Annotated in this window: 17 protein-coding genes; 6 read left to right on the plus strand and 11 right to left on the minus strand. The window is 64.7% G+C overall.

Translation table 11 applies throughout. The annotated features are described in order from the left end of the window. Window positions 1–61: 61 nt before the first annotated feature. The 4 genes from LB535_RS10785 to LB535_RS10800 all read right to left on the minus strand — a co-directional run bounded on the left by LB535_RS10785 (window position 62) and on the right by LB535_RS10800 (window position 4,573). Complete coding sequence (locus tag LB535_RS10785) at window positions 62–1,387, minus strand: ABC transporter substrate-binding protein (RefSeq protein WP_224632159.1); 1,326 nt, start codon at window positions 1,385–1,387, stop codon at window positions 62–64. 36 nt (window positions 1,388–1,423) lie between these two features. Further along, entirely contained in the window at window positions 1,424–2,500 is a 1,077-nt protein-coding gene (locus LB535_RS10790) for an ABC transporter ATP-binding protein (protein WP_224632160.1), read from the minus strand. 273 nt (window positions 2,501–2,773) lie between these two features. Then, on the minus strand, window positions 2,774–3,793 hold the full coding sequence (locus tag LB535_RS10795) for a hypothetical protein (RefSeq protein WP_224610252.1): 1,020 nt from the start codon (window positions 3,791–3,793) through the stop codon (window positions 2,774–2,776). Window positions 3,794–3,973: 180 nt separating this feature from the next. Then, window positions 3,974–4,573 carry a DUF922 domain-containing Zn-dependent protease gene (locus tag LB535_RS10800; RefSeq protein WP_224632161.1) on the minus strand — a complete coding sequence of 200 codons (600 nt, stop codon included), beginning with the start codon at window positions 4,571–4,573 and terminating at the stop codon, window positions 3,974–3,976. A gap of 112 nt (window positions 4,574–4,685) precedes the next feature. Here LB535_RS10800 and LB535_RS10805 point away from each other — a divergent pair, with 112 nt between their 5' ends. The 4 genes from LB535_RS10805 to LB535_RS10820 all read left to right on the plus strand — a co-directional run bounded on the left by LB535_RS10805 (window position 4,686) and on the right by LB535_RS10820 (window position 7,213). Further along, entirely contained in the window at window positions 4,686–4,919 is a 234-nt protein-coding gene (locus tag LB535_RS10805) for a hypothetical protein (RefSeq protein WP_224610248.1), read from the plus strand. Window positions 4,920–5,005: 86 nt separating this feature from the next. After that, window positions 5,006–6,103: a flavin-containing monooxygenase gene (locus tag LB535_RS10810; protein WP_224632162.1), complete on the plus strand. Its 1,098-nt coding sequence runs from the start codon at window positions 5,006–5,008 to the stop codon at window positions 6,101–6,103. A 137-nt stretch (window positions 6,104–6,240) separates the two neighbouring features. After that, a complete protein-coding gene (locus tag LB535_RS10815) occupies window positions 6,241–6,870 on the plus strand; it encodes a glutathione S-transferase family protein (RefSeq protein WP_224632163.1) in 630 nt (209 codons plus the stop codon). A gap of 115 nt (window positions 6,871–6,985) precedes the next feature. Further along, entirely contained in the window at window positions 6,986–7,213 is a 228-nt protein-coding gene (locus LB535_RS10820; protein ID WP_224632164.1) for a hypothetical protein, read from the plus strand. Between the two features lie 39 nt (window positions 7,214–7,252). On the opposite strand, the gene LB535_RS10825 is transcribed toward LB535_RS10820, so the two are convergent. The 5 genes from LB535_RS10825 to LB535_RS10840 form a co-directional block, all read right to left on the minus strand. Then, window positions 7,253–8,254, minus strand: a complete 1,002-nt coding sequence (locus tag LB535_RS10825) for an aldo/keto reductase (RefSeq protein ID WP_095768336.1) — start codon at window positions 8,252–8,254, stop codon at window positions 7,253–7,255. 364 nt (window positions 8,255–8,618) lie between these two features. Then, window positions 8,619–9,116 carry a GNAT family N-acetyltransferase gene (locus LB535_RS10830; protein ID WP_224632165.1) on the minus strand — a complete coding sequence of 166 codons (498 nt, stop codon included), beginning with the start codon at window positions 9,114–9,116 and terminating at the stop codon, window positions 8,619–8,621. Between the two features lie 191 nt (window positions 9,117–9,307). After that, entirely contained in the window at window positions 9,308–9,433 is a 126-nt protein-coding gene (locus tag LB535_RS28820) for a hypothetical protein (RefSeq protein ID WP_263490657.1), read from the minus strand. A gap of 189 nt (window positions 9,434–9,622) precedes the next feature. Then, complete coding sequence (locus LB535_RS10835; protein WP_224632166.1) at window positions 9,623–10,885, minus strand: FAD-dependent oxidoreductase; 1,263 nt, start codon at window positions 10,883–10,885, stop codon at window positions 9,623–9,625. After that, window positions 10,882–12,414, minus strand: a complete 1,533-nt coding sequence (locus LB535_RS10840; RefSeq protein WP_224632167.1) for a formyl transferase — start codon at window positions 12,412–12,414, stop codon at window positions 10,882–10,884. Before LB535_RS10840 ends, LB535_RS10835 begins: the two co-directional genes overlap by 4 nt. A 239-nt stretch (window positions 12,415–12,653) precedes the next feature. Between LB535_RS10840 and LB535_RS10845 the strand changes: the two genes are divergently transcribed. Continuing rightward, complete coding sequence (locus LB535_RS10845) at window positions 12,654–14,747, plus strand: GumC family protein (protein ID WP_224632168.1); 2,094 nt, start codon at window positions 12,654–12,656, stop codon at window positions 14,745–14,747. Between the two features lies 1 nt (window position 14,748). Beyond that, window positions 14,749–16,068, plus strand: coding sequence for a VpsF family polysaccharide biosynthesis protein (locus LB535_RS10850; protein ID WP_411969557.1), 1,320 nt, complete (start codon window positions 14,749–14,751; stop codon window positions 16,066–16,068). A gap of 76 nt (window positions 16,069–16,144) precedes the next feature. On the opposite strand, the gene LB535_RS10855 is transcribed toward LB535_RS10850, so the two are convergent. After that, window positions 16,145–17,416: a glycoside hydrolase family 5 protein gene (locus LB535_RS10855; protein WP_224632169.1), complete on the minus strand. Its 1,272-nt coding sequence runs from the start codon at window positions 17,414–17,416 to the stop codon at window positions 16,145–16,147. Beyond that, window positions 17,413–18,600: a DUF1972 domain-containing protein gene (locus LB535_RS10860; RefSeq protein WP_224632170.1), complete on the minus strand. Its 1,188-nt coding sequence runs from the start codon at window positions 18,598–18,600 to the stop codon at window positions 17,413–17,415. The genes LB535_RS10855 and LB535_RS10860 overlap by 4 nt, the downstream gene beginning before the upstream one ends. Window positions 18,601–18,714 lie beyond the last annotated feature (114 nt).

Genomic DNA, 18,714 nt, shown 5'->3' on the forward strand with positions numbered 1-18,714 from the left:
GACCGCGCTTGGCTCGAGTAAGCCGCAAAGCGCGGTCATCCTGCTTCAAACTGCGCCAGGATCAGACGCGGTAGTAGCGATTGGCGCGTTTTTCGGCCTCCTCCATCGCTTCCTGCGGCGTCGCCTGGCCCGTCACCGCCTTGGCGAACATGTCCACCAGCACGTAGTCAGCCATTGTCGCGGCGGATGCATAGCCGAGCGGCCCGGCGTAGCCGTTGGGGCGCAGAGTCGCCGAGGCTTTCGCGTAGGCTGCATTGTTAGGATCGGCCTTCCAAACCGGGTTGTTGTCGAAGGCTTTCAGCGTTTGGCAGCAATAGCCTGCCGACGAGGTGATCCAGTCGGACATTTGGGGGTCCTCAAACATGAACTGCAGATAGGCTTTGGCGGCATTGGGGTAGGGCGTGTAGTTGAAGATGACGGCCGTGGTCACCTGGAAAAGCTCGACCGATTTCCCGACCGGACCGATCGGCATGTTGGTCGTGCGGATGTCCTTGGCGATCTCGGCCAGCTTCGGGTCCTTGTCCTTGTTGATCTTCGCTGTGTTGTAGGCTGAGATGCCGTTGGCGATCACGCTCACTTCCCCAGCCAGGAATGCGCGGTTGTTGTTGACGTCGAGCCAGCTTTCGGTGCCGGGGATGAAGGTCTTGTAGAGCTCCTGCGCATACTGGATCGCCTTGAGCGTCTCCGGACTGTTGATCGTCACCTTGCCGGCTTCGTCGACCATCTGGCCGCCGTGGCTCCACAACAGCCAATGCGCGTAATTGTTGCCGTCGCCGACGCCGTGGCCATGGGTGAAGCCGGCGGGATGGCCTTTCGCCTTCAATGCCTTGCAAAGTTCCAGGAAACTGGCTGTGTCCTTTGGGAATTCGGAGAAGCCTGCCTCCTTGACCCAGCTTTCGCGGTAGACGATGGCGTTGCCGATGGTGGCCAGCGGCAAGCCGATGAATTTGCCCTCGCGCGTCGCATATTGTTTCGGGCCGTCGTACCAGCCGCCATACTTCTTGCCGAGATGATCACCCAGTTCCGTCACATCGAGCAGCTTGTCGGGATACTGGTGCGGGTCGTCGAACCAGACGAACATCAGGTCGGGGCCGGAGCCGACATTGGCGGCGACCGCCGCCTTGGGACGGATGTCTTCCCAGCTTTCCTTGTCGACGCGCACCTCCACGCCCGTCGCCTCGGTGAACCGCTTGGTATTCTTCAGCCACTGGTCCTCGTCGCCCTGCACGAAGGGCGACCAGCGCAGCAGCCTGAGCTTGGCGCCTTCCTCGGGCTTGTAGGTCAGGCCTTCCTGGGCGAAGGCGCTCGAGCCGACGAAGCGGCTGCCCAGGGCTCCGGCCGCCGCGGCTGCGGTCGTGCGGATTACATCGCGTCTGGTGAACTTCATACTCGTTTCCTCCTGTTGCTCTGCCGTTGCCTGGTTTTATCGCGCCGTCTCGATTCGCTTGCCGGTCTCGCCGTGGAACAGGTGGATCGGACCGGGGTCGACCGACAGCCGAATGGTTTCTCCCGGCGCGAAGGAATGGCGCTCGCGGAAATTGGCGACGATGTCCTCCCCGCCGACCGTGCGGCCGATGATCTGCACTTCCGACCCGGTCGGCTCGATCACCGCCACCTTGACTGGAATGCCGTCGTCGGCCAGCCGCAGATGCTCGGGTCGTACTCCGAGCACCATGGCTTCGCCGTTGCCAATCGAGAGAGGCTTCGGCAAAGGCACGGAAATGCCTCCTGCACCCCTGAACAACGGTGGGCCATCATTGGCGAATGCGCCCTTGAGCAGGTTCATGGCGGGCGAGCCGATAAAGCTTGCCACGAACAGGTTGTTTGGCCGGTCGTAGAGCTCGAGCGGCGGTCCGATCTGCTCGACGAGGCCGTCATGCATGACCACGATCTTGTCCGCCATGGTCATAGCCTCGATCTGGTCGTGGGTGACATAGACCGTCGTGGTCTTCAGCCGCTGGTGCAGTTCCTTGATTTCGGCCCGCATCTGCACCCTCAGCTTGGCGTCGAGATTGCTAAGCGGCTCGTCGAACAGGAACACCTGCGGATTGCGCACGATTGCCCGGCCCATGGCGACGCGCTGGCGCTGGCCGCCCGAAAGCTGGCGGGGATAGCGCGACAGAAGCGGCACCAGCCCGAGGATTTCGGCCGCCCGTTTCACCCCGGCATCGCTTTCAGCCTTCGGGACGCCCTTTAGCATGAGCGAGAACGCCATGTTCTCGGCAACCGTCATATGCGGATAGAGCGCGTAGTTCTGGAAGACCATGGCGACGTCGCGCTCCTTCGGCGCAACGTCGTTGACGATACGGCTGCCGATCGAGATATGGCCGCGCGAAATCTTTTCCAGGCCGGCGATCATCCTGAGGAGAGTCGATTTTCCGCAGCCTGAGGGTCCGACCAGCGTGACGAACTCGCCGTCGTCTATGTCGACGCTGACGCCATGCAGGATCTGGGTGGCCCCGAACGATTTGTATACATCGCCAATCGCGACAGACGCCATCGAACTCCTCCCGATGGTCCCTGCGAATCTCGCGGGGAGCCGTTCCAATCAAGGTGTGGCTGAAACGGATGCCGGCAAGCACCCACCACTGGCGTCGGCGACGTTTGCCCCAGCTCCCCCCGGGTCACGCGACTGTGAAACGGTAGCGCTACCACATCCGCCTGTAAAGCGGCGGCGCGCCTTGCTTACTTTCGTCGCTGAAGACAGTTGAGCGAAGGCCGCCCTGAAGCGAAGTGGATCCAGCCAGTCGCTGGCGGCCACCCAGTCTGGGCGTTAGTGCGGCTTGGTCGCCGAGGTGGCAGATTTATCCCTCACATCCACACCATGAGGAAGTGGTGCGTAGTCATAGATCTCGAGGATGACAGGATAGGGCGGCCGTCGACCGTTTTCGGCAAAGTGTCGAACCAGCTTGATCAGCCTGGAGCCGTCCTGGCTTACCCAGATATCACTAGCCGCCCCGAAGCCAGCCTTTTGCCAGATCGCTGCGTAGTGAAGGAGCTTTCCAGACGCGGAAGATTCTTCAGCGACCAATTTGCAGGAGATAAACCTCGGGCCGAGCCCGTCAACGGTCCGAAAAATTATCGGACCGCCTTTCACCCAACCGGCTGACCCGGGAGGCTTGGTGTAATATTCACCATCATCGATCCTAAACTCGCCATGGGGCGTGGTCGATCCGTCGTCCTTCAGTTCGTATTCAGCAATTGAATATTGCCGGGGGCGGTTTTCCCCATCATATGCCTTGTTTACATTGGCGCACGATGGATCCGGCACGCGCTCGCTTTCGTCGTCATATTCGTAAAGCTCTACCGCGGTGGCAAAGGGAAACTGCCACAGTCGATCCGGATAGCGACGTATTATCTTGGCAAGCCTACGGCTGTCTTCGCTGACCCACAGTTCCGCATCGGCGGCATAGGGAAACTCGTGCCATGTTGCTGAATAGTGCAGTAGGTTGTCCTCTTTGCCCGTCAGCTTGCAGGACGTAAAGACCGGTCCCATGCGGCTCATGGACGAAAAATCTGCCAAACCATGCGCCAGCCATTTTTCTGAGAAAGAGTAGCGCGTGTAGTAATGGCCGTTGACGACACGGAGGTCTTGGAAAAGCTTGAGCGATCCATCATCTTTCAGTTGATATGTCATGATGGAATAGTACATTGGCCGGTTGAACTGATCGTAAAACCTGTCGACGTCGGCGCAGGAGGGGTCTGGCTTCGGCATTTCCTCGGCCCGAACGGCTGAAGCGCCGGCGACAATGGCCAACAGCATGCCCAAAAAATAGCGCAGAAATCTCGACACTTGCCCCGAAGCCCCACAGTTGTCGCCGTCGGCAGACTACACCGGAGTTCCAAGTTCAACCAGAGGGCCGGAAAGAAGACTTGGAGTTGCCAAGCAAATCTCGCGCTCGCGTTTTCTAAGGCTTAGCTCCGGCTCCTTTGTTGAAATCGCTGTACCGGCTCCGCAGCTCTTCCCGCTAGGCTAGCCTCCGCCCAGAAACGTCGCGATCAGCTTCAGCATGTTGCCCTCCTGCCCGAACTCGATCTTGTCGAAATCGCGGCTGCCCTGGCGCTGCGCCTTGGAGAGCTGGTCGAGATAGGCTGTCAGCTCCGCCCGGACCTTCTTGCAGCCGGGATCGTTCTGGGCAGTGAGGCCGGTGCTGAAGGCGACGATCTTGTGCACCATGTCGACGATGCCGGCGCCATGCACCTTCTCATGCGCGATCAGCCCGGCGGCGAAGGCGTCCCAGCGCGTTTGCAAGGCTGAGCCAAGTTTCCGCGCCGGCTTGGGCAGCGTGTAGGTGATGATCAGCTTCGGCCGCGCCGTCCTCAGCACGCAGGCGTCGCCTTGCGGCTGGTAGTCGCGCTGCCAGGTCAGCTTGAAGAAAGTATGCGCGATGACGCGCCGTTCGTTGCCGGCCGAATCCTTGCCGATCACTGGGCCTTTCTTGCCGATCGAGAGATAGAGCTGCTCCGCGCTTTCGCCCGAGACGGCATAAGTCTCGATTTTCTCGATAGGTTTCCAATCGGCGAGCGCCGGCGTGGACGAAAGCAGGGCGGCGAGGAGGAGGGCGGGCTTCATGGGCGAGCCATAGCATTGGGCCTCGTTTGGTAGAAGCCGGCCCGCGGATTTTCGGAACCGGCTTCACCGGTCGATCGTTTTCCTGGGCAATCGACCCATGGGGAAGGACAAGATGACCCGCAACGAGATCATTTCCGTGCTTGGACCGGTCGACGAGGCCGTCATCGCCGATATCGCGCTCACCGGCGCCAGCCTCGAGGAATTGCGCGAGGCCTTCGCCTGGATCGGCGCCGACGAGGCGCTGGTCAATGAAGGCCGCGCCATGCCCGGCGCCCGTGTGGCGAAACTGATCGAGATCCTCGAACCGCCCGAGGATGAGCCCGAGGCACCGGGCGCGATGGAGTAGGGCGGCTGCCTGTAGGTGCTTCTCCCTACTTGCCCCTCGAACTCCTCCTGTCATAGTTTTTGCCGCTTTGGCGGGAGGAAAGCCATTTGGATACCAATGTCGTCATCGTCGGCGCCGGTCCGGCCGGGCTCGCCGTTGCTGCCTGCCTCAAACAGGCGGGGCAGGACTTCATCATCCTTGAAAGGGCCAATGAGGTGGCGCCCGCCTGGCGGCGGCATTACCGGCGGCTGCACCTGCACACGGTGAAATCCTTCTCGTCGCTGCCCTTCGTGCCGTTCCCAAAAAACCACCCGCGCTACGTGCCGCGCGAGAAGGTGGTCGCTTATCTCGATGCCTATGCCGGGCGTTTCGGGCTCAGGCCGCGCTTCGGCGTCACCGTCAAATCGGTCAGCCGTGAAGGCGAGCGTCTGCTGGTCCAGACCGATGCCGGGCTGTTCAATGCCTGCAAAGTGGTGGTGGCCACCGGCAACAATGCCGAGCCGATCACACCAAACTTCCCGGGCATCGAAGCCTTCAAGGGCAAGGTGCTGCACAGCGCCGCCTATACCGAGGCCGCGCCTTATGTCGGCAAGGACGTGCTGGTCGTCGGCATGGGCAATACGGGCGCGGAGATCGCGCTCGACCTGGCTGAAAGCGGCGCCAGGCCCACAATCTCGGTGCGCAAGGGCGTCCACATCGTGCCGCGCCAGCTGTTCGGCGTGCCGATCCAGATGGTGGGGATCGCCAGCCGGGCAATGCCGCAGGCGCTGAACGACTGGGTGTTCCCAAAGATCCTCGATCTGGCGCTGGGCCGGCTGGAGAGATACGGCATCGTGCGGCCGCGGCAGGGCATCATGCAGGGGATCGAAGCCGGCCGCATTCCGGTGATCGACGTCGGCACGGTGGCGGCGATCAAGGCCGGCCGGATCGGCATCGCACCGGACATCGCAAGCTTCACCGGGGACGGCGTGAAATTCGCCGACGGGGTGGAGAAGAAATTCGACGCGGCTATTTTCGCCACCGGCTATCGCCCGGCCTATGACGGCTTCCTGCCGGCGGAGCTCAGGCCTGACAAGAGCGGCGTGAACGCCCGCGCGACGGAGCTCGGCGTCTATCTCGTCGGCTTCTACAACCCGGTCACCGGCCTGTTGCGCGAGATCGGCATCGAGGCGCAGGCGGTGGCAAAGGATATTGCGAGACGGTGAGGGTTCACGCGGCCACCATGACAGGCCGAGTTCCGTCACGGCGCAGACCTTTCTGCGTTGATCTGCGCCCCGCCTGAATCGGGTGGCGCCGTCATTTGCCGCGTGGCAAGCCAATCCACCAACGAGGAATGCACTCCATGCTCACGCTCTACGATTATCTCCCGTCGCAAAATGCCTGGAAGGTTCGCGTCCTGCTCGGGCTGCTCGGCATCGCCTACGACACCCGCATCATTTCGATCTTCGAGGGCGAGAGCCACACTGAGACGTTCCTGAAGCTCAACCCGGCAGGCGCAGTTCCGGTTCTCGGGCTGGACAATGGCGAGGCAATCGCCGAGTCGAACGCGATCCTCGCCTATCTCGCCGAGGGCACACCTTACCTTCCGTCGGACCGCTTTGCCCGCGCCAAGGTGATGCAATGGCTGTTCTTCGAGCAGTACCATATCGAGCCGGTCATCGGCTCGCTGCGCTACTGGACGCTGACCGGTCGGCTGGACCGTAACCAGGCGATGGTTGCCGGCAAGCGCGAGGCGGGCGTGCGCGCGCTTGCCGCGCTGGAGCGCAACCTGGCCGACACACAATTCCTGGTCGGCAACGCGCTCACCATCGCCGACATCGCCGTCTACGCCTACAGCCACCGCGCCGAGGACTGCGGTTTCTCGCTCGCCGACTATCCCGCGGTCGATGCTTGGATGGGACGCGTCAGGGAGACGATCGGCCGGGATTATCCGGTGCATCCTTACAGCATCGATCCGCATTCGCACGCCTGAGCCGCCGGAACACAGCGGCCGACAGGGCGTTTTCCAAAGGCAGCGTGTCGTGCGTCGCCCAATCGGCGCCCGCCTGTTTCGCGTTGCGTTCCAACCAGAGCCATGGAGGTCCGCAATGGTTCGCATCATCCTCGCCGCAATCCTCGCCACCGGCATCATGAGCCTGCCGGTCATGGCAGCCGAGCAATACTGGGTCGCCAGAGACGCCGTGTCGAAGCAGTGCGAGATCGTGCCGAAGAAGCCCGACGGCACGCTTGTCGTCGATCTCGGCAAGAAGAAATACGCCAGCGAGGGTGAGGCGAGGAAGGCGATGGAGGCGATGTCGGACTGCAAGAAAAAATAGGGCCGTTGCCCAATCCTCCCGAGGGAGATTAGCCAGCTTCTACCGGTCCACCAGAGACATCGTCCGCTCGTTGTAGCGCGGCCCTGACACCTTGTCGGGCGTCAGTGCCATGTCGAGCCCCAGCATCTCGGTGGCGTCGAGCGCGATATCGGCCGCCGCGACGTTCTCCTCCAGATAGATCCGGCGCTTGGTGCCGGGGATTGGCACGATGTCGATGCCGAAATCCGGGCCCTTGGCGAGCAGCCAGGCGATCGCGATCTGGCCGGGCTTGACGCCCTTCGCCGCGGCGATGTCGCGCACCGTGGCGGCCGCCGCGACATTCAGGTCGAAATTCTCGCCCTGGTAGCGCGGATCGCCGCGGCGGAAATCGCCTTCGGGATACTCCTCCGCGCGCCTGACGTCGCCGGCGAGGAAGCCGCGGCCGAGCGGAGCGAACGGCACCAGGCCGATGCCGAGCTCCTTCAGAGCCGGGATGATCTCGGGCTCGAGGTTGCGCTCCCAAAGCGAATATTCGCTCTGCAGCGCCGAGACCGGATGCGCGGCATGCGCGCGGCGGATGTTGGCAATGCCCGCCTCCGACAGGCCGAAGAAGCGCACCTTGCCCTGCGCCACCAGTTCGCCGACCGCGCCCGCGACATCCTCCATCGGCACTGCGGGGTCGACGCGGTGCTGGTAAAGGAGGTCGATGCGGTCCGTGGCGAGCCGCGAGAGCGAAGCGTCGACCACCTCGCGTATATGCTCGGGCCGGCTGTCGAGCCCGGCCTGCTTGCCGTCGGCGATGCGGAAGCCGAACTTCGTCGCGATCGTCACCTGATCGCGCCGACCTTTCAGCGCGCGTCCAAGCAGCTCCTCATTGGCGAAGGGGCCGTAGACCTCGGCTGTGTCGAGAAAAGTGCAGCCGAGCTCGATCGCCCGGTGGATCGTCGCGATCGACTCCGCCTCGTCGGCCGGGCCATAGGCCTGGCTCATCCCCATGCAGCCGAGGCCGATGGCAGAGACTTCGAGTCCCTGGCTGCCGAGTTTCTGTTTGCCGAGGCTCATGCGTCTTGCTCCGAAGGAAAATCAGCGCTCGCGAATATAGGGGCCTAAGGCGGGACGTCCAGCCGGCACATTCGCTTGATCCGGATCAAAGCTGGGCCGGGCACAGACTCGTATCGTCCATGCGTCTTGGGAAGGACACAAGGCGGGCGGGTGGTTGCGGCTGGCTGCACTCCCTCGGAGCTCTGACGAAACCACCTGGACCGTCTCGAATCTGGCGGAGCGCCGCCTGGCTGTGACGCGATCGGCATTGCCGCCGAGGGCCGCCAAAAAAGCCGATAGTTGTTGTCCCAAGCGTGGCAGCTGCGTCGCAAGCAGGCAATGCCCGGCAGGTCAGCAAGGGGTGCTTTCATCAACTTCATAACCTCTAAGCCATCGGCAGCATGCGGCGCATGATCAGCGAGGCGTGACCGCCGACGCCGTGGGCCGCTTCCCGGCGTTCGACCACTTCGAAGCCGTGCTTGCGGTAGAAGGCGATCGCGCGGTCGTTGCCTTCTATCACCTCCAGCGCGATGCTGGGGATGCCGGCATGCGCGGCAAGCACCGCATGCAGAAGGTCGACCGCAAGACCCCTGCCGAAGGCCTGCGGCTCGATGTGGAGCCGCTGCAGCATCACATCGCCTTTTCCGTCCATTGCCGCCATCGCATAGCCGGCAATCGAGCCATCGGCGCGCTCGGCGACGAAGGACATCTTGTCCTCGTCATCGAGCTCAGCCGCGAGCCCTTCCGGCGCGTGCCTTTCATCGGAGAGCCTGGCCACGGTCTCGTCGCCCATGATCGGCGCATAGGTCCGCCGCCACGATTGGCCGAGCAGCCGCGACACATCGGCCAGGTCGTTTCTCGTCATCGCCCGGATGCGGGTCATGGTCGCCATCCTTGTTGGAGTCTGAAGATAGGGCGAAGCGATGGGTACAGCCAATCTCCCCCCTTGCGGGGGAGATGCCCGGCAGGGCAGAGGGGGTGCTGTCCCGCCAGCCTATCCGCGCTTGGGATCTCCGCTTTACGCCGCGCCCGGCGCCGGCAATTCTTCGCGACGGCTTATCTTGCGGCCCAGAATCACAAGCTGGCGCGCGCGGTGTTGTTGCGCAGGCGGCCCAGCCGCCATTCGAGCCCTGTTTCCATGGCGAGGCGCCTGGCGTAGATGCTGGAACGCATGCTGGCTTTGCCGGTCGCGACCTTCACCGGGTCCTCGTAGGATAATCCGCTTTGTGAGAGTTGCCATTCGATAGCCCGCCGCCGAACCGATAAAGGTGGCAGCGGGCCATTGGAGCGACGGGCGTGCTGTCCCGCCGAGCAGGAGACACTGCTCGCCACGATCTAAACCGGCTTTGCCAGGGACCGCGACTTACGGATTGGTAAGATCGCTCACGATCATGTTCCCAGGCCGGCCGGTGCCTTGCTGGTTTGGTCGAAAGCAGTTCCCTCTGGGCCAGGTCCGGCGTCACCCGATTTTCCCGCCTCGCGGAATCGACGGGCAAAGATCATCAAGCGCCGCGCGGTGTTGTTGCGCAGGCGGCGCAGCCGCCATTCAAGCCCCGTCTCGGTGGTTATCCGCTTTGCATAGATGCTGGCGCGCATGGCCCTGGCGTCGGCGGCGATCTTGGCACGATCGTCGTAGAAGGCGCAGATCTTGTCGGCCGCCATGCCGGGCGTCTCGAGCCAGGCGGGGATATGCGTCGAGCTGAGGCAATAGACATCGGTCAGTACCCGGTGGATGCCGTCGCCTTGCGCCGGGCAGGTCGTGGCGAACGCATCGCCGATGAAGACGACACCGTCGCGCCGATGGCCCTGCGTCGTTGTCAGGCCGACCTGCCTCACCTCGACCTCGCTGGCGACGGCGAAGTTGCCGCATCGAGCCGCGATCTCCGGCATCAACGCCAGGAGCATCCTTTGCGGATCCTCACGGAACGACCGCACCCACGGATCGGCGACGGTCCGGTAGACGAACATGTTCGCGCGCATCCGCTCGCCGATCCGGAAGATGGTAAGAAAGGCAATGCGATCGGCGATCCGCCTTCCGTAGAAGGTGAGGGACGGCAAGCCGAATTCCTGCGGCGTGACCGCGAGATCGAACCCCAACGTCAGCGAATGCGCCTTCGATTCCTCGACGCGCTCGACGCCGATCGCGCGCCGCACCGCCTCGCTATAGCCGGTGGCCACGACCAGCAGTCGGGCATCGATCACGGAGCCGTCGGTGAGCACCAGCCGCTGCCGGTCCGGTCCCGTCGAGACGTCCGCGACCTTGCCGATCGTCAGCGGCACTTGCGGAGGCAGCGCCGCGCGCAGGCCGTTGACCAGCGGCGTGTAGGAAAAGGCGTACTCCCAGCTTTGCTTGCGCTCGAACAGCTGACCGAAGCGGAAGACATGGATGTCTGTCATCGGGGTGACGAGAGACCTGAAAACCGGACCAAGGCCAAGCTTCTCGAACAGTCCCATCTGCTCCGCCCGGGTTTTCTCGGCCCGGAATTCGTCATGGTGGATACGATGCGGATCGACCAGCGCGATCTTGCGACCCGCCTTGGCGAGCGACAGCGCCAGCACGGTTCCGGCGAGCCCCGCGCCGACGATCGCCACTTCGACTTCGGTCCGGTCGGCCGGCACGGCGGGCGCTTTGCGGTCCTCTATGATGCTCATTTGTGGTCTCCACGGCCCGCAGGCATGACGTCGCGCCGTTGGATCTGCTTCCAGCGCGGCGCCATTGCCGAACCATCTATGAATTCCAGCCCGCCCGCCTCGTTGAGCGTGTGCAGCTTGCGGCCGGTCCAGCCGGCACCGGGGTTGAGGATCGTTTCGACGACTTGCCCAAAGCCGTTCTCGTCGAGCTGGGTGACGCGCGCTATGCCGAGCGCGGCGCCATAGCTCCTGCGGCAGTCCTGCACCGGGCGAAGGAGTTGGCCGCCGCGGCTGACCATGCGGCCCGCCGGCCGCGCCGAGGCGATGTCGATCATAACGGGGTTCTTCGGGTGCGGCGTCCACGGCCCGCGGAAATCCGGCGCCGACCACAGATGCAGCTGGTCCGAGAAGGCGCCGCCGGCGTCGCGTACGGTAGCGAGCATCCACCAGCGCCCGCCATGCTCGACAAGCGTGGCGTCGCTGGCGATGATGTCCGACAGGAGCGTCGCTTCCTTGACCCAGCCGCCCGGAAAGGCGGTGGCGCGGTAGAGGTCGACGGTCCGGTTGGCCGAGCTTTCCGGCACCATCCACATCTCGCCGTCGCGCTCGAACACGAAGGGGTAGGAGAGATGGTAGGGCAGCTCCAGAACCGGCTTCGGAGTGCCGACTGGGCCGGACGGGCCAAACGCCACTGCCGACAGGATCGCCTTGCCGGTGCGGTGGATGTAGTCCTCGACGAACAGCGTCACCTGGCCGCGGTAAAGCACCGGGAACGGGTCGGCGTAGAAGCGGCTGCCGTCGTCCGGCAAATCGCGCCAGCCGGATTGCGGATGGGCGCGCAGCTCGTAGAGATCCTTGCCGCCGGTCTCGCGCCAGCCGACCCGCCAATGCGGGGCGTTGTAGCACAGATGGTAGATCTGCTGGACGATGCGGCGTGCCGTCGCCTTGGCCGCACGCACACCGAGCTTCGTGGCCGACGGCATGGCTGGCGGCGCCGTCTCGGATGGCGGTTCGGGCAGCACCGGAAGCGATGAGCGGGCGGCGCCGTTGACCGCCGCGACGATCAGGCTGGCGCTGCGTGCCAGCATGTCCTGGAAAGAAGCCAGCGCGATGCCGTGATATTCGGTGCCGAGCCTTCCCTCGGCGACTGTCGCGCCGTTCTGTTCCAGGCGGGCCAGCGGCGTGCGGCCGGCAAGGATCAGCGCCAGGAGGGTCTGCTCACCGCAGACACCGTCATAGGCGAGCCGCCAGACCCGTCTGCCCTGCGGCTCGACGTCGCCGATGAGATCGATAGTGAGGTCGGCCGGCGCGGACGCTCTCGCATGGCCGGCCAGTGCCGAAAGGGGCACACGCCTGGCCGTCCCATTGGCGGGCAGGCGATGGATCAGCGTCTCAAGCTGGAACAGCGCTTCGGCTTCGCGCGGCACGCCGCCCGCCGCGGGACGACCGTCGACCGCAAGCTCCACGCCGGGCAGCAGCGACAACCGCTCGGCCAGCGCCACATGAAAAGCGCGCACGCAATCGCCGTCGAGGCGCAGGGTCAGGCGCATTGCCAGCCCCGGGCACATCCGGTGCCGCCGACCCGGCTGGCCAGATCAAATTCCCGCCGCATGCGCACGATGTCTCCAATTTAGGCTGCACTTAGATTCTACTGCGTTGGTGCAAACTTCGTGCCAGAGCGGCCTCAATTTATGAACATAATTAACAGTGTTTTAATCGTTGCCGGGAATAGCTAGACCAACGCCGCATTTCTCGTTTGCCGGCCGATGGAGCGTTCTCGGAGCGACCTTTGCAATCACCCCTGCTCATGGTGCCTCAGCAGAACGCTCCGGAGGCGATCGCGCCGGCGCCGGCCTATCACGCGCCTGCGCCCGCGCCTGCCACGGTCGAGCTTGGCGATCTCGGCCGCATCCTGCTGCGCCGCCGCAAGCTGATCTTCGCCACCGTCGCGTTGCTCACCATCGCGACGCTGATCTACGCCTTCCTGACGCCGGCGCTCTATTCCTCGACGGCGCAGATCATCATCGATCCGCAAGACCTCCAGGTCGTCACCAACGATGTCAATCCCAGCCGCATCTCGCCCGATGGCGGCATCACTCAGGTCGAAAGCCAGGTGAGTGTGGCGCAATCGAACGGCGTCCTGCTGCGCGCCATCAAGGCGACCAACCTGACCGAGAACCCGGACTTCAACGGGCAGGGCGGGCTCGGGGGCTGGCTGGGCATGTTCTTCGGCTCGGGCGACGGCGACAGGACAGCTGAAACGCTCGACGCGCTGCGCCGCGGCCTGGCGGTGAAGCGCGACGACAAGGTGCTGGTGCTCAACATCATCATCACGGCCAAGAGCGCCGACCTGGCGGCCGAACTCGCCAACGCCATCGCGCAGGCCTATCTCGACGATCAGGCCGAAGCGCGCTCGAAGGCCGCGGCCGACGCCTCCGAAGCGATCAGCGCCCGGCTGGAAGACCAGCGCAAGCGCGTCGAGCAGGCTGCCAACGCCGTCGAGACCTACAAGGCCGAGCACAACATGGTAATGGCGGGCGGCAATCTGGTGAGCGACCAGGAACTGACCGATCTCAACACGCAATTGACGGCCGCCCAGACCCGTACGGCCCAGCTCAAGGCACAGGTCGACCAGCTGCGCCGGCAGGGCGGCGCGCCTGACGCGACATCGGAGGCGATGCGCTCGCCGGTCATTGCGAGCCTCAGGGCGCAGGAGGCGACGCTGGTCGACCAGATATCGCAGTTCGGCACCGCGCTCGGGCCGCGCCATCCTTCGATGATCTCCGCGCAGCAGCAGCTCAGCGATCTGCGCAAGCTGATTTCGCGTGAGCTGGGCCGCCTCGTCACTGCCGCCGAGGCCGATTACGAGCGCGCGTCGGCCAACCAGAAGGCCCTGGAGGCCAAGGTGGCGTCCCTGAAAGGCAAGTCGCTCGACACCGACCAGGCCTCCGTCAGGCTGCGCGAGCTGCAGCGCGATCTCGACGCCGTGCGCACCGTCTACGCCAATTACCTGCAACGCGCCCAGGAAACGCGCGAGCAGACCAACGTCAACAGCACCAATGCCCGCATCATCTCGCAGGCCATGCCGGCGCTGAAAAAGAGCTGGCCGCCGAAGGGGCTGCTTATCTTCGGCGCCATCTTCGGCGGGCTGGCGCTGGGCAGCGGCATGGCGCTGATCGCCGAATATCTGTCGCCGACCGTGCTGTCCGCCAATCAGATGCAGTCGGCTATCGAGGCGCCGGTGCTGGGCGTTCTGCCGGGCAGGGGGCGCCGCCGCTCCGGCGCTGCCGCCCAGAAGACCGACGCCGTGGCCGGGCTCGCGCTGCAGCGCATCGCCGCCGCCACCAGGCGCCCGCCGGACTGGCCGCTGGTACCCTCCATCCTGGTGGCGTCGCCGCCCGAGGATAAGGCTGAGCGGTCGAGGGTGGCATGGCAGCTCGCCAACGCGGCGGCGGCCAGAGGGCGCCGCGTGCTGTTCATCGACATCAATGCCGGCAAGGGCCAGAAGGACCCGCAGCCCGGCGTGCTCGACGTGCTGCGCGGCGAATATCCACTCGACGCGGTCAGCCGCTATGCACCGGGCAGTTCCGTGGCGCTGGTCAGCCGGGGGCGGCCGACCGCGGTGTTCCAGGAAGCGCAGGCGCTCTATTTCGCCCATCGCATGTTGGCCGAGGCCAATCACAGCTTCGAGCTCGTCGTCGTCGACGGCGGCGCGCTTGCCGACGACCTCAACGTCCTGCCGCTGGTCGCCATGGCCGACGAGATCCTGCTCGTCGCCAGGCTGAATGCGACGCCGATGCGCGACGTCGCCGCGATCTCGGAAGCGGTGTCCGTCATGGGGCGGCTGCCGACCGGCGCCATGCTGGTCGACGAGGCGGCCTGACATGGCCTCGATCCCGGCCGGTCCTGCCCGGCCTGTCCCCGTTTCGGGCTATGGCATGGCGGGCCCGCGCACTGTCCCAGTCGACACGCTGACCCGTCTTGGCCTGACTATCGCGGTGCTGCTTCTGTTTTCCGTCTCCGGCGGCATGCTGTGGCTCGCAGGCTATAATTACGACGGCCTGCAAGGCAGCCCGCTGAGCAAGATCCACCCTTCCACCTATCTCTTCGTGCTCGTCTTCGTCTGGCGCTCCTGCATCTTTGGCAATCCGGTCGGCTATGTGGTCAATGTCACCAACAGGCGGCCGGCCACGATGCTGATGGCGGTGATCTCGACCGTGCTTCTCTTCGTCGTCATCCTCAGGCAGCGCCCCGGCATGGCCGGCATGATCGACACTTTCGTCGCCCCGGCGCTGATCGTGCTGCTGCTGAGCGAGGATGACGAGAAGACCTTTGCCTGGCTGCAGGCGGTCATCCATGTCGTCATGACGGCGAACGCGCTGCTGGCGCTGTTCGAGTTCGGCACCAAGCATCTGGTGTTCCCCTACAGGTTCGACGGCGCGGTGTTCGTCAACGATCTGCGCTCGACGGCGCTGCAGGGGCACCCGCTCTCCAATGCCACGGTCACCTCAATCTATGTGCTGTCGCTGCTGTCCGGCTCGCGTTCCCTGTCGACGCCGCTCAGGCTGGCGCTTGTCGGCCTGCAGTTCTGCGCACTGGTCGCCTTCGGCGGCCGCTCGGGCATGGTGCTGACGATCCTGCTTAGCGGCGTTTATCTGCTGATCCAGGGCCTGGCGCAGCTCAGCACCGGACGCGTCAACCTCTTGGGCGCCGCGCTGGCGATCATGCTCGCGGCGCTGCTGCCGCTGGCCATCGCGCTTGCCGGCTATTACGGCTTCTTCGACGCGCTGCTCGAACGTTTCGTCTCCGACAGCGGCAGCGCCAACGCCCGCGTCGAGATGTTCGATCTCTTCAGGCATCTGGAATTGCGCGACCTGATCGTCGGGCCCGATGTCGACCTGCTCGACAGCATGCGCCGCATCACCGGCCTGGAGCAGGGCATCGAGAATCCGATCCTGCGCCTGACGCTCTACCAGGGGGCGTTCTTCACGCTTCTGATCTTCTTCGGCTTCGCGCTGTTCATGCACGAGGTCGCGCGCCGCTGCCATTCGGGCATCTGGCTGCCGATGCTGGGTTGGCTCATCCTGCTCAACACCTCCGAAAGCATCGCCTCCAAGACGACACTGATGACCAAATTCGTGGTCATCGCGCTGGCGCTTTATCGGCCGGCGAGGCCTGTTGCGCGTCAAAGGACGCAGGCGTAGGAACGCGGCGAGTCTCGCTACGCATTCGCCGCCAGATGGAAACCAAACCCTTAGGGCGGTTTGGTGATTCAGCAAGTCAAGCGCGCGGCATCCTCAGCCCGAGCGCCTCGACCATCGCGGGATCGAGCGCGCGCGTGGTGTCGTCCATCATGCCCATGCCGTCGAACAGGTCCCAGAATGCCCAGGGAAAGCCGAATGCCTCGGCGCTCTGCCGGACATCGCCGATGTAGCGGGCGCGGTCCGGGTTGGGCGCGGCTGTGTATCGTGCATCGGTTCGCAACGCGCCGAACTCGCCCATGATGATGCGCTCGCGCGCGATGCGATGGGTCTGCGCCCAGTCACTCACCTGCTTGAGGTAGCGGTCGATGAAGCGGCGGTCGGGCTGCGCATCGAAATAGACCTTTAGCACCTTCTCTGTCTCGGCATAGGCGGCCTTCTTGGCTTCGTCGGACCTCTCGGAATCCTGCGCCATCCTTGTCCTGACAGAGGCCAGCGTTCTTTCCAGCGTCCCGGCGGAGGCTGGCCACGGCACATTGTTCAGCGCCCGGTAGACCGGCTCGCGCATCCACGGCGCGCCTTGATGGCTGAACAGGTAGGGCTCGTAGAAGTGGAAGGTGAACAGGATCGGCTCGAAGGCCGCCAGCGGCGCCGGATCGAGCGCGGCGAGGCCCCGCACCATCGAGCCGCAGCCGCCGGTGGCGAGTAGCGGCAGGTTGCGCGCCGAGACCCGAGCCGCGCTCAGCAGAGCCGCCTGCACCTTGGGCCACAGCCCGGAGGAGCAATCCTGCGGCGGCTCGTTGATCGGCTCCAGCGCTATCCTGCCGGGCGCCATATCGTCCAGCATGCCGGCCACTTCGCCGACAAAGACCTGGTAGCGCGCGAATTCCGGCGCCGCGGTGCTGGAATACATGCGGTCGGGATTCCAGTAATGCGTGGCGCCGTTGGCTTGTATATTGACGATGACGCCGAGATCGGCGCTGAGCGCTGCCTCGACCGCCGCGCTCAGCATCGCCATGAGGTCGGCGCGCTGGCCCGCGTCGGCGGCCAGGAACGGCCCCGGATCGACAGGCAGGCGGATGAAGTCGAGCCCGCTGGCGCGCAGGCGGGCAAGGTCGGCTGGCGTCGGCACCGGCCGCTGCGACTGGAAAGGCGGCCAGTCATAGTCGGTGCGGGGTGCAGGAAATTCGCGCGTCAGCGCAAACCAGGGCCAGGTATTGACGCCGCGCCTGAAAGGCCATGCGCCAGCGGCACGCGCTGGAGATGACAGTGGCGGAAGCGCGCTCGCCAGCGGCGCTATTGCCGCGACCAGCGTCGCGCAGAGGAACCGGCGGCGCGACCAACCGGTCATGCGTGCTTGGCGCGGTCGGCTTTCGCCGGCGCGGCGGTGGTGACGCCGAGTTGCCGCAGCGCTTCCTTCTCGTAGGCAATGAGCACGTCTTCCCAGCGGAAAGCCTCGCGGGCCCGCGTTCGCGCCGCCTTGCTGCAGCGCGCCACCAGCGCGTCGTCGGCCAGCGCCTCGTCGATCCGCTGGCTCAGGCTGTCGGCATCGCTGAAGTAGATCGCCGCCTCGCCGGCGACCCAGCGATTGTAGCGGTTGTCATGCGCGATCACCATGTTGCCGGCGGCAAGCGCCTCGACCAGCGAGGGATTGGTGCCGCCCACTGTGTGGCCGTGCATATAGGCGCGCGCGTGGTAGCGCAGCGCCTGCACCGTCGCCTGATCGTAGATCGCGCCGGGCATGATCACCGTGCTGCCTGCCGCCGCGCGCACGGCGCGGTGGTAGGGAATGTCGTCGTTGAGCGTGCCGAGCACCACCAGCTTCATGTCGCCGCGATCGCGGCTGCGGAAGGCTTCGATGATCGGCAGGATGTTGTTGTCGGGTTCGATCCGCGCGATCGAGACCAGATATTTGCCTGGCTCGAGCCCGAGCGCGCGAACGGGTTCTTCCGGCGCTGAGGTCACCGGGTCCGCGCCATAGGCGATCGTGGCGATGGAGCCGCGCGGCCGCCTTGTTGCCAGATGGTCGGCGATCGCCGGGTGATCGGCGATGAGCCGATGCGAGACCCAGGCGGCGATCCATTCATTGAGCCAGAACCAGCTGCGCGCCGCCGGCCCCCATTTCGGCCGCCGCCACTCGATGCCGTCCATATTGGTGATGATCTTGCGCCGCATGAGCCTGAGCCAGGTCAGGAACACCGCGCCATTGTAGCCGAGCACCAGGCACACGCCCGGCCGCCTGGCGGCGTTGAGCACGCATTGCCAGTCGAATTCCAGTGTCGCGCGGGGACCCTTGGAGGCCACCTCGATGGTGATGAGCTCTATCCCGCGCCAGGTCTCGCTCGTCACCCTTTGCCCGACGCGCCCGACCTCCTTTTGGCAGTAGACGCCGACCTTCCAGCCGCGTCCGGCCAGGAAAAGTGCCAGCCGCTCGGCGAAGGTTTCAAAGCCGCCGTGAGAAGCCGGAATGCCGCGCGTCCCCAGGATCAGGATCGAAGGCTTTTCGATCAGGGTGGAAGGTCGTTCCGGTTTCAAAATAAAGGAATCCCCAGGGTCCGGTCATAGTTGTTGTTACGGCAATGACACGCCCAGCAACTTCCGTGCCAGGGTACCCCCAAGGGCGAATATTCACATGAAGGTGTAAAATTT

Origin of the sequence: Mesorhizobium sp. CA10 (genome assembly GCF_020165285.1) — a bacterium.
Taxonomy (GTDB): Bacteria; Pseudomonadota; Alphaproteobacteria; order Rhizobiales; family Rhizobiaceae; genus Mesorhizobium.

Excerpts from the sequence above, each read along its gene's own strand:
- LB535_RS10800 (WP_224632161.1), bottom strand. The coding sequence starts at position 4,573 with ATGAAGCCCGCCCTCCTCCTCGCCGCCCTGCTTTCGTCCACGCCGGCG.
- LB535_RS10815 (WP_224632163.1), top strand. The coding sequence starts at position 6,241 with ATGCTCACGCTCTACGATTATCTCCCGTCGCAAAATGCCTGGAAGGTT.
- LB535_RS10790 (WP_224632160.1), bottom strand. The coding sequence starts at position 2,500 with ATGGCGTCTGTCGCGATTGGCGATGTATACAAATCGTTCGGGGCCACC.
- LB535_RS10840 (WP_224632167.1), bottom strand. The coding sequence starts at position 12,414 with ATGCGCCTGACCCTGCGCCTCGACGGCGATTGCGTGCGCGCTTTTCAT.
- LB535_RS10855 (WP_224632169.1), bottom strand. The coding sequence starts at position 17,416 with ATGACCGGTTGGTCGCGCCGCCGGTTCCTCTGCGCGACGCTGGTCGCG.
- LB535_RS10850 (WP_411969557.1), top strand. The coding sequence starts at position 14,749 with ATGGCCTCGATCCCGGCCGGTCCTGCCCGGCCTGTCCCCGTTTCGGGC.
- LB535_RS10825 (WP_095768336.1), bottom strand. The coding sequence starts at position 8,254 with ATGAGCCTCGGCAAACAGAAACTCGGCAGCCAGGGACTCGAAGTCTCT.
- LB535_RS10820 (WP_224632164.1), top strand. The coding sequence starts at position 6,986 with ATGGTTCGCATCATCCTCGCCGCAATCCTCGCCACCGGCATCATGAGC.
- LB535_RS10835 (WP_224632166.1), bottom strand. The coding sequence starts at position 10,885 with ATGAGCATCATAGAGGACCGCAAAGCGCCCGCCGTGCCGGCCGACCGG.
- LB535_RS10805 (WP_224610248.1), top strand. The coding sequence starts at position 4,686 with ATGACCCGCAACGAGATCATTTCCGTGCTTGGACCGGTCGACGAGGCC.
- LB535_RS10785 (WP_224632159.1), bottom strand. The coding sequence starts at position 1,387 with ATGAAGTTCACCAGACGCGATGTAATCCGCACGACCGCAGCCGCGGCG.
- LB535_RS10830 (WP_224632165.1), bottom strand. The coding sequence starts at position 9,116 with ATGACCCGCATCCGGGCGATGACGAGAAACGACCTGGCCGATGTGTCG.